Genomic DNA, 10,427 nt, shown 5'->3' with positions numbered 1-10,427 from the left:
CCTTTTCCACGTAGGCAATCAGGCTCGAGGCGCCCTTGATGGTGCAGCTGATATTACGGCAGAACTGCAACAGGAACTTGCCCTTGGGAGCGTGGTTATACATGGTATAGAAGGTGGCAACGCCCAGCGCATGTGCAGGGGCGCAACCGCAAACATTTGCCGCCCAGCGGATACCTTCGGTAGGCACCCAGCCGAACACGCCCTGCACAAGCCAGAGCACTTCGAGCAAAGCCCCCTGCCCCACCGGATAGCGGCTCAGCAGGTCGGCGCAGCGTTCCTTGATTTCGGGAGTGTCGAGCTTTGCAAGCACTTCCTTGGGAGATGGCTGGGGAACGGCCTTGTTCACGTAACCGAAGGTCTGGCCCGGATCGGGCAGGGCATCGATAGGCTGTGCGGGCCTGTCAAACTTCAGGCGGTTATTGGAGACAAACTGAACAGCACCTTGGATATGTTCTCTCATCGGTCAAGTTCTCCAGCGATAATGTTGAGGCCCGAAAGTACGGCCATGGAGTCAGCCAGCTGACCGCCTTCCACAAGCTCGTGGAATGCGGCAAACTGCGTAAGGCAAGGCGGACGCACCTTGATGCGGTAGGGGTGACCAGAGCCGTCAGAAATGATGGTGAAGCCGAGTTCGCCGTTGGCGCATTCGGACCCGCAGTAGTATTCCCCTTCGGGAACGCGGATACCTTCATAGACGCTCTTGAAGCGGCCAATCAGGCCTTCCATGTCCTGGTAGGCCAGCTTGTGCGAGGGCACGCGGATGCGTGGATCGACAATGTCGATGGGCCCTGGCGTAAGGCGCTTCAGGGCCTGGCGCACAATCTTCATGGACTCTTCGATTTCGGCGAGGCGGACCTGCAGACGGTCGTTGCAATCGCCCTGAGTGCCGACCACCACTTCCCAGTCGTAGGTCTCGTAATCGTAGTAGGGCTCATCCTTACGAAGGTCAGATGCGACACCGCAGGCGCGGAGGCAGGGGCCAGTCCAGCCGTAGCTGATGGCCTTCTCGGCTGAAATCTTGCCGATGCCCACGGTACGGTCCAGGAAGATACGGTTACGGTCCAAGCAGGCGTGCAAATCCTTCAGGGCCTTCTCGGTAGAATCGAGGGCCGCAAGGACATCTTGCTCAAAGCCGTCATAGCTGTCGCGGGCAAGACCGCCGATACGGGAGTAGCTGTTGGTCAGGCGCGCACCGGTGAGCTTTTCCCAGATGCACATAATTTCTTCACGGGGGTTAAAGGCATACATGAACGGGGTCGTGCCGCCCAGGTCCTGGAAGGCAGCCGCCACGCACACAAAGTGGTCGTTGATACGGCTAAGTTCGTTCACAATCACGCGGAGCACCTTGCAGCGTTCCGTGATTTCTACGCCAAACATATTCTCTACCGCACGGCAGTAGGCTATGTTGTTCATGATGGCGGAGCAATAGTTCAAGCGGTCAGTGTAAGGAACCACCTGCTGCCAGGTGCCCCGTTCCACCATCTTCTCGAACCCGCGGTGGAGGTAGCCGATTTCTTCGACGCTTGCAACGATGGTTTCGCCGTCCATGGCCGTTAAAAAGCGCAAGCAGCCGTGAGTGGCCGGGTGGCTCGGGCCCACGTTCAGGGGCATCAGGCTCTGTCTCTTGCCTCTATGATCCAGTACAATCATTCTTTGATACTCCCTTCCAAAAATTCGTTATCCACGGTTTCCACTTCCTTGCTGCGCTGGACAACCCTGTAGCCAAGCACCTCCAGACGCTTTTCCAAAGCGGGGAGCAAGTAGTCGTTGGTAGAAAGCCACTGGCGCTTCTGGGCAGGGTAATCCTTGCGGAGCGGATGGCCCACAAATTCCACATGGTTCAACAGGCGGCGGAGGTCCGGATGGCCCGTGAACACAATCCCGAACTGGTCGAACACTTCGCGCTCGTACCAGTTGGCGTTGGCATACAGGTCCGTAAGGGTGGGGACATTCAGGTCGGCTTCGGGAACCTGCACCTTCAGACGAATCCGGGCACCGGGAGTGGACATGCTCTTGAAGGCGTAGTCCACCGCAAAGCGGGGTCCTTCGTGATTGGGATAAGTCAGGTAATCGACACCGGCGATATCTACCAGCATCTCGAACTTGATAGCCGACTCGTCGCGAAGGAACTGGACCGCATTGTGCAGATAGGCGGCAGGCACAACCGCCGTCACCGTCCACTTGTCCTTGGACTCCTTCGTCGCACCAAACTTTTCCTCCAGGACGGAGAAGATTTCATCTACGTTCACCATCTTCTACCTCTTCCAGAACTGGGTCTGTTCAACAAACTCTTTTTCTTTTTCAGCCACCAGTTCCTTGAACTCGGCAACCTTCTCGTGGGCAAACTCGCGGGCCTCTTCCTTAGCCTCGGCGGTCTTTGCCTTGATCATTTCCAGCTGTTCCTTGACCCGCTCAGTGCGCTGTTTCATGTAGGACTCGTCCTTGATCTTCTTTTGCAGGTCGAACATGGCGTCGAAGAAGGCCTCGGGGCGGCTGGGACAGCCGCCGATATACACATCGACGGGGATGATGTGGTCGATGCCCGGCACGGTGCAGTAGCAGTCGTAAAATCCGCCGGAGCAGGCGCAGGCACCCATGGCAATCACCCAGCGGGGTTCGGCCATCTGCTCGTAGATGCGCTTAAGGATGGGGGCCTGCTTGTAGGTAATGGTCCCGGACACCAGAAGCACGTCGGACTGGCGCGGGGTAAAGCGCACGTATTCCGAACCGATACGGGAAAGGTCGTAACGGCCCACCTCGGTACTCATAAACTCAATCGCGCAACAGGCCGTACCGTAGGGGAACGGCCAAAGGGAATTCGTACGGCCCCAGTTGACCAAAAAGTCAAGGGAGGACGTTATGAAATTCGGCTTTTCTGCCACATCAGTCATAAGGGTTTCCTCATAAAATTCGGCTGAAAAGATAGAAAAAACGGGGTTTTTCAAGGTTTTCAAAAACTGGAAAAGTGGCCCCACCCAAACGGAGCTTTTCCCGCCTAAACGGCTAAGGTTTTGACTGTCAAAGGGTTAGGCGGCTATTCCGCCCAGTGGTTGCCGTTGTAGTGGCGGGCAGTGTCGGCGTCCATGCCGATTTGGCGCACCAAATCTTCAAGGCTTGCAAACTTCTGCTCGGGCCGGAGATAGGTGAGCAAATCCAAGGAAAGGGGCTTGCCGTAAATGTCTTCGTCAAAGTCCAGAATATAGGCCTCGATGGCCAGCTGGTGATTACCCGTAGAGGGCTGCATGCCGATGTTCACCACCGCACGGAAAATCCTTTCGGAATCGAGCCGTGCCGAGGCCACATAGACACCGATCTTGGGCAGGAACTTGTAAGGTTCCACCTGCAGGTTCGCTGTCGGGAACCCAATGGTGTGCCCCAGGCGCTTGCCCTCCACCACCGTTCCAGACAGACGGTAAGGCCTGCCCAGGTAAGTCTGGGCACGGTCAACGTCTCCGTTCAAAAGGGCGTTGCGCACCGCCGAAGAGCTGACCCGCTCCCCCTTGTAAAGCACGATGGAAAGCATCTGGGTAGAAAGCTCGGGAAACGCCACCGTGATGGTCTCGTAATTGCCCTTGCCTCCCGCACCGAAGCAATGATCATGACCAAAGAACATGGAACACACGCCCCGCTTTTCAATCAGCTCATTACGGACAAATTCATCAAAAGGGAGTCTCGCCAGTTCCTTCGTGAAGGGCATCACCAAGAATTCAAGTCCCAGGCTCTCTACGAATTCACGTTTTTCCTTGGTGGTGGTAAGGAGCAAGGGATCTCCGGGTTCACGGAGCACGTAGTTGGAATGGGGTTCGAAACTGATGACGGTGGGCACAAGGCCGTTTACCTCGGCCACGGCCTTCAGGGAACGGAACAGCGCCTGGTGACCCAGGTGGCACCCGTCAAAATTTCCCATGGTTATGGCTCTTCTCTGTTTCACATTCACCAACATTCGTTTCTTACCTTGTCATCCCCGACTTTCTTTCTGTCATCCCCGTCCCGGAACAGGTCCGGGATAAACTGGCGGGAATCTCCCTTACTTATCCTCACCTAAATAGAATTTTGGGCAAATGCGCCCAGGCTCGAACCTGCAAAGGGAAAGGACTTCGCCTACCCCGTTGGCCACGAACACGTGACCTTCGGTCCCGACGCCCTCTACAGGCGTTTTCCAGGGAAGCCAGTTGCCCTTGCGGATAATCCCCATCTGGGTATCGTCCAGACGCAACACTGGATAATCTAGAACTTTATCTACCGGCACCAGGTTTTCGGCCGTCAGGTTCTCGCCCTTGACCGCATTGTCCAGGGTGATGTTCCCTATGCGGTGGCGGCGAATCTGGGAAACACAACCGTATGTTCCCAGGGCCCTGGCCAAGTCCCGCCCAAGAGACCTAATGTAGGTTCCCTTGGAACAGACGCATTCCAGGTCGAAGGTGGCAAAGCTCTTACCGGAGCAGCCTTCGGTGACGCCGCCCTCGCCTACGACTTTCAGGGACTCGATGTGGATTCGGCGAGGTTTCATCTCGAAATCCTTGCCCCGTTCCGCCCAGTCGCTGGCACGGCGACCGTCGATTTTTACGGCACAGTAACGCGGAGGAATCTGGTCGATGTCGCCTGTAAACTGCGGGAGGACCGCCTCGAGAGCGGCACGGTTTATTGCACGCGCGTCCCCCTGAGCGACCACATCCCCGTCCCATTCCAGGGTGTCGGTCTCGTAGCCCAGATGGAGCCGGAAGGTATAGCACTTGTCCTTGGCCTCTACAAAAGGCAGCAGTCGGGTGGCGCGACCGATGGCGGCCACAATCAGGCCCGATGCCCGCAGGTCCAAGGTTCCCGCATGACCCACGCGCTTTGTAGAAAAGACCCTTTTCAGCGGGAAAAGGGCCTTGAAAGAAGTTTCACCGGGATTCTTGTCCAGCAGGACAAATCCAGAAGGAGTCAAGCTAGAGTTCCCCCTTCTGCTTCAGTTCGGCCAAGATGGATTCGATACGCATGGCGTGTTCCAGGTTCTCATCCAGAACAAAGTTCAGCTCCGGAATCTTCCGGATCTTGAGGGCCTTGCCCAGAACTCCACGGATAAAGCCGGCGGAGTTGTTCAGCCCCACCAGGGTGTCACGCTTTTCCTTGTCGGTGCCCATGACGGACACGAGAATCTTCGCATAGCTCAAATCCTCGGTGATAGTCACCCGAGTAATGCTTGCAAGGCTGCTCACGCGAGGATCCTTCAGGCCTTTCTGCAAAAGCTTGCCGATTTCCTCGCGGAACTGCTCATCTAATCTGTCGGTTCTTCTACTCATTTATGGCACCTTCGGTGCAGTTACTAGTTACTTCGCCCTTCGGGTTAGTTAATAGTTACTAGAATTTTCACGTTAAGATATTCTAGTAACTAGAAACTCAGAACTAGAAACTCATTTTTCTCCTTCTGCCGCCTTCTTCGCCTTCTCCTCGGCTTCTTCGCGGGCCACGTCCTTCAGGGTACGGGCAACGGTGACTTCCTTGAAGAAGATCAGGCTGTCGCCTTCCTTGATGTCGTCGTAACCCTTGAGGCCGATACCGCATTCGAATCCGCGGACAACCGTCTTCACGTCGTCCTTCATGCGCTTGAGGGACTGGACCACAGTAGTTCCCAGTTCCACGCCATTGCGGTACACGCGAACGTGGCTCGTGCGGTCCACTTCGCCGTCGGTAACCATACAGCCGGCAATGAGACCCACCTTCGGAATCTTGAACACCTGGCGAATTTCGGCTTCGCCCACAAGTTCTTCCTTGAGGGTGGGCTTCAACAGGCCTTCCACGGCATTCTTGATGTCTTCGATACAGTCGTAAATCACGCGGTAGTTGCGGATTTCGATACCTTCCTTCTGGGCCATTTCGCGCACGGAGAGCGAAGGCATCAGGTGGAAGGAAATAATGATAGCCTGGGCTGTTGTAGCAAACAGGATATCGGAATCCGTAATGGCGCCCACACCCTTGCGGATGATGTTCACCTTCACTTCCCTGTTGGAAAGTTTTTCCAGAGAAGAAGCCAGAGCTTCGGCAGAACCGCCCACGTCGGCCTTGACGATAAGGTTCAGTTCGGAAAGCTTGCCTTCCTTCTGTTCGTTGAACTTGGATTCCAGAGAAATGGTGCTACGGGCGCGGAGGTCGCGTTCACGGGCGGCCATGCGGCGTTTGCTTGCAATTTCGCGGGCGGTCTTTTCGTCGTCCACCACAATCAGGTCGTCACCGGCCTGAGGCGTGCCGTCAAAGCCCAGCACCTGGCAAGGTGCAGAAGGAGGCGCCACCTTCATCTGTTCGCCGCGCTCGTTGAACATGGCACGGACCTTACCGGCGTAGATACCGCAGACAAACGGGTCACCCACATGGAGGGTACCGTTCTGCACAAGGATTGTAGCCATGGAGCCCTTGCCCACGTCCAGCTTGGATTCCACCACGGCACCCTTGGCGTGTGCGTCGGGGTTGGCCTTGAGTTCCAGCACTTCGGCTTCGAGAGCAAGCGTTTCCAGCAGCTGGTCCATGCCCTGGCCCGTACGGGCGGACACTTCGATACAGCTGGTCTGACCGCCCCACTGTTCCACTTCCACACCGCGTTCGGCCAGCTGGGCACGAATCTTGTCGGGGTTGGCCGTAGGCAGGTCAATCTTCGTGATGGCAACCACCATGGGCACGTTTTCGCGCTTGGCCAGTTCGATAGATTCCACCGTCTGGGGCATCACCATGGAGTCGGCGGCCACCACCAGCACAATCACGTCGGTCACCTGAGAACCGCGGGCACGCATGGCGCTGAAGGCCTCGTGACCCGGAGTATCCAGGAAGGTCACCTTACCCTGCTTAGTCGTCACCTCGTAGGCACCGATATGCTGGGTAATGCCGCCGGATTCGCCGGACACCACGTGGGTCTTGCGGATCCAGTCCAGCAAGGAGGTTTTACCATGGTCCACATGGCCCATCACCGTCACCACCGGGTGGCGGGGCTGCAGGTTCTCTTCGGATTCTTCTTCCACGCCGAGAACCGCTTCTTCGTATTCTTCCATCAACTGGGCTTCGTAACCGAACTCGTCGGCCAGAATCTGGATGGTCTCGAAGTCCAGGCGGGCGTTGATGGTCACCATCATGCCCATTTCCATGCACTTCGCAATGACGCGGGCAGGCATCTGGTCCATAAGACCGGCCAGTTCGCCCACGGTAATAAAGTCAGAGGTCTTGAGAATCTTCTTCTCTTCGCCGGAATCGTTATCGTTGTGTTCCTTGCGATAAACTTTCTTGACGGGCTTCTTGGACAAGTCGGCCATCACGCGGGAAACGTTCTGGCGAACCATTTCCTGCTGCTGTTCCTTCTGCTGTTCCTGCCTGTCGCGACCGTTTCCACGACGGTTCTTGTCGTTACCATGACGGCCGTTCTGGCCCTTGGCGTTACCGCCCTTTCCTCCCTGGGAAGAGGCACCACCAAAACCGACACCGCCGTTGCTGGCGTTGAAGGCGTCTTGCATGGAGCCGCCGGAGAATCCGCTGGAGCGTCCTCCGCCGAAACCACCGCGACCGCCATTCTGGCCGCCGCGGAAGTTGCCACCACGATTGTCCTGACCGTTGCCGGCATTGCGGGGGCCAAAGGTTCCCGTGTAGCCCTGGGCATTACCCTGGCCGCGAGCGCCGGGGCCGCCCGGACGGCGGTTGTTAGGACCGCGCCCACCCTGCTGTTGTTGCTGGGACTTGGCGATACGGGCAAGGATAGCCGCATCGGGCTTGAACACCTGGGCCTTCATGGGAGGCTGCTTCAGCTCCGTAGAAGAGGTCATCATGGTGGGTTCTGCAGGCTTTGCAGGAGCGGGCTTCGCCACAGCCGTAGGCTTCGGGTCTGTCTTTACAGGGGCTTCGGCCTTGACTTCGGGCTTTACCTCGACAGGAGTTTCCTTGGCAGGTTCCGCAGGCTTTGCAGGAGCTTCGGCTACAGGCGCGGCGACTGAGGCTTTCGACGTTTCGGTTGCTGAGCCTGTCGAAGCATCTGCTGGGGCAACTGGGCTAGGAGCGGCAGCAACTTCGGGAGCCTTCGGCGTACCGGTTGCTGAGCTTGTCGAAGCATCTTCGGCCTTGGCAGCAGCCTTGGCCTTTGTCGCAGCGGGCTTTTCCGTAGTGGCCTTGGGCTTTGTAGCCTTGATGCGGCGGATAGTCACACCGTTCTTGACCGTCACGGTTTCCGTGGCGGACTTTTTCTTGGGCGTGCTTTCCTGGGATTCCGAAGACGAAGCGCTCTTCAGGTTCTTACTCCTGGAATCCTGCTTCTGTTTTTCAACAGCGGCAGCCTCTTCAATCTTCTCGTAATCCGAGGCGGCCACCTTGGACACCTGGGTACGGACAGTGACACCTGCATCTCTCAGCAGCTTCATGACCACGTCCACTTTCAGTCCGTGTTCTTGTGCCCAGTCCGTCGGTTTGATTTGATCTTCCATACTCATTAAAAGCCTATCTAATCCTTTTTAAAAATCCCCTGCCGAAAACTTTTCCTTAGGCGTTTTCTCCAGTGGTCTCCTGGGCTTCGCTGGCGTTTTCTTCGGTGGAATCCTCGGAACCGGCATTGGCAAAGAGGCTCTCTGCACGGTGAGCGTTGCGGCGGAGTTCCTGTTCGCGAGGAGTCATGACCTCGGCCTTCTCGGCGTCGGACTTTTCGGACCATTCCTTTTCGCCGAACACATCCAGGTCGCGACCCACCAGCGTTGCGGCCAGCTTCACGTTCTGGCCGTTCTTGCCGATAGCCTGAGCCAAGTTCTCGTCGTTGATGACCACCACCACGCGCTGGGTGCCGGGAACTTCGGTAAGCTTCACGATGTTGGCCGGAGCAAGGGCGCGAGTGATAAACACGTCCAGATTTTCGTTCCAGTGAACGATGTCGATACGTTCGTTACCCAGTTCGCGGACAATGGTCTGCACGCGGGCACCCTTCATGCCTACGCAGGCGCCAACCGGGTCAATCTTTTCGTCGCGGGAGAACACGGCAATCTTTGCGCGGTAACCGGGTTCACGGGCAACGCCCTTGATTTCCACAGAGCCTTCGTAAATTTCTGGAACTTCCTGGCGGAACAGTTCCTTGAGGAAATCGCCGCTGGCGCGGGACAGCACCACCTGGGCACCGTTCTTGGAGGATTCCTCTACGCGGGCAATCACGGCCTTCACGGACTGACCCTGACCCAAGCGTTCATGGCTAATCTGTTCGCGGGGCGGAATCACGGCTTCGGTCTGCTTACCGAGGCTTACGATCACGTTGCGACCTTCGAGGCGGAGCACTTCGCCGCTGATCATGGTGCCGATACGGCCCTTGTAGGTATCCAGAATCTTCTGGCGTTCGGCGTCGCGGATCTGCTGGGTCAAGAGCTGCTTGGCGGTCTGAATGGCCTGACGACCGAAGGTGGTGGTCGGGACTTCCATTTCAAGCAGGTCGCCGGGCTGAGCGTCTTCGTCGAATTCCTGGGCCTCGGGAACCAGCATGTATTCTTCGTCCAACTTTTCCACTTCTTCGGCGGTCATGCTGGGGTCGTAGTCCGGATAGTCGTCCACCACCTTGGCACGGAGGAACACGTGGACTTCGTCCTCGGTGATTTCCACGTCGATTTTCTTGTCCACGTGGAGATACTTCTTGGCGGCAGAAATCAAAGCCTGCTTCAAGGCGTTCAGCACCACGGAATCATCCATGTTCTTGGCATCTACAACGGCCTTCAGGGCTTCGAGCAAATTGACTTTCGGTTCATTTTTCATGAATTGACCTTCCTATTATATTTGTACATCCACCTTGGCGACCAGCACCTCGGACCTGGGAACGACCACGTTTCCGGCGTTTCCCTTGAGGGCCAGCGTCAAATTATCCTCGTCCGCATCCAAAAGCTTTCCGGTTAGGGGCTTGCCGGTACTGCGGGTCACCCTGATGGTGCGACCCTTGTTGCGGAGCAAATCTGCGACCGACTTGAGGGGGCGGTCAAGCCCCGGCGACGACACTTCCAGCGTGTAGGCGCCTTCGATAACTTCGGGGTCCAGGTCCAGAGCGTCGGACAAGTGCCTACTCACCTTGGAACAATCGTCAATAGAAACGCCCTCGGGCTTGTCGATATACAAACGCACGGTCCGGCGCTTGCCTGCGCGGAACATGTCCATTTCTACCAAGGAGACTCCCGCGAACTCGCAGGCCTCGGCTATGAGGGCATCCAGCTTTTCCCTGTTATCCAAATAAACCTCTTTATAAAAATAGCCGTTCGCTTACGGAACTTCTCCTGAACATCTCGGACCTAAATCCTCGGTTCCATGGGAAAAATTCCACGAACAGTCTAAAACCGCGAACAAATAGAGAAAATTATTTGGCTTTGGGCAACTGAATAAGCGCTAAAGCAAGGGCATTTGACCCCCGTTTTCGATATCACCGGCGTAAGGCCTCGCCAACCTTTCGTAATTGATTG

General features: G+C 56.6%; 10 protein-coding genes. All 10 read right to left on the bottom strand.

Going from position 1 to position 10,427, the window contains the following annotated elements; translation table 11 throughout:
- On the bottom strand, positions 1-460 hold a 460-nt coding region (locus IKB43_01290; GenBank protein ID MBR2468779.1), incomplete at its 3' end, for an NAD(P)H-dependent oxidoreductase subunit E.
- On the bottom strand, positions 457-1,650 hold the full coding sequence (locus tag IKB43_01285; GenBank protein ID MBR2468778.1) for an NADH-quinone oxidoreductase subunit D: 1,194 nt from the start codon (positions 1,648-1,650) through the stop codon (positions 457-459). The genes IKB43_01290 and IKB43_01285, both read right to left, overlap by 4 nt.
- The gene (locus IKB43_01280) at positions 1,647-2,249 is read right to left on the bottom strand and encodes an NADH-quinone oxidoreductase subunit C (GenBank protein ID MBR2468777.1); all 603 of its coding nucleotides are present in this window, start codon (positions 2,247-2,249) and stop codon (positions 1,647-1,649) included. Before IKB43_01280 ends, IKB43_01285 begins: the two co-directional genes overlap by 4 nt.
- 6 nt (positions 2,250-2,255) lie before the next feature.
- The gene (nuoB, locus tag IKB43_01275) at positions 2,256-2,891 is read right to left on the bottom strand and encodes an NADH-quinone oxidoreductase subunit NuoB (GenBank protein ID MBR2468776.1); all 636 of its coding nucleotides are present in this window, start codon (positions 2,889-2,891) and stop codon (positions 2,256-2,258) included.
- 143 nt (positions 2,892-3,034) lie between these two features.
- Positions 3,035-3,943, bottom strand: a complete 909-nt coding sequence (gene ribF / locus IKB43_01270; GenBank protein ID MBR2468775.1) for a riboflavin biosynthesis protein RibF — start codon at positions 3,941-3,943, stop codon at positions 3,035-3,037.
- 84 nt (positions 3,944-4,027) lie between these two features.
- Entirely contained in the window at positions 4,028-4,930 is a 903-nt protein-coding gene (truB, locus tag IKB43_01265; protein ID MBR2468774.1) for a tRNA pseudouridine(55) synthase TruB, read from the bottom strand.
- Position 4,931: 1 nt separating this feature from the next.
- Complete coding sequence (gene rbfA, locus IKB43_01260; GenBank protein MBR2468773.1) at positions 4,932-5,285, bottom strand: 30S ribosome-binding factor RbfA; 354 nt, start codon at positions 5,283-5,285, stop codon at positions 4,932-4,934.
- Positions 5,286-5,396: 111 nt separating this feature from the next.
- On the bottom strand, positions 5,397-8,441 hold the full coding sequence (infB, locus tag IKB43_01255) for a translation initiation factor IF-2 (GenBank protein MBR2468772.1): 3,045 nt from the start codon (positions 8,439-8,441) through the stop codon (positions 5,397-5,399).
- 49 nt (positions 8,442-8,490) lie between these two features.
- A complete protein-coding gene (gene nusA, locus IKB43_01250) occupies positions 8,491-9,735 on the bottom strand; it encodes a transcription termination factor NusA (GenBank protein ID MBR2468771.1) in 1,245 nt (414 codons plus the stop codon).
- Positions 9,736-9,750: 15 nt separating this feature from the next.
- Positions 9,751-10,200, bottom strand: a complete 450-nt coding sequence (locus IKB43_01245) for a ribosome maturation factor RimP (GenBank protein MBR2468770.1) — start codon at positions 10,198-10,200, stop codon at positions 9,751-9,753.
- Between the last annotated feature and the right edge of the window lie 227 nt (positions 10,201-10,427).

This window comes from Fibrobacter sp. (assembly GCA_017503015.1).
Taxonomy (GTDB): Bacteria; Fibrobacterota; Fibrobacteria; order Fibrobacterales; family Fibrobacteraceae; genus Fibrobacter.
The sequence above is the reverse complement of the archived record's forward strand: the minus strand, read 5'-3'. Positions and strand labels throughout refer to the sequence as shown.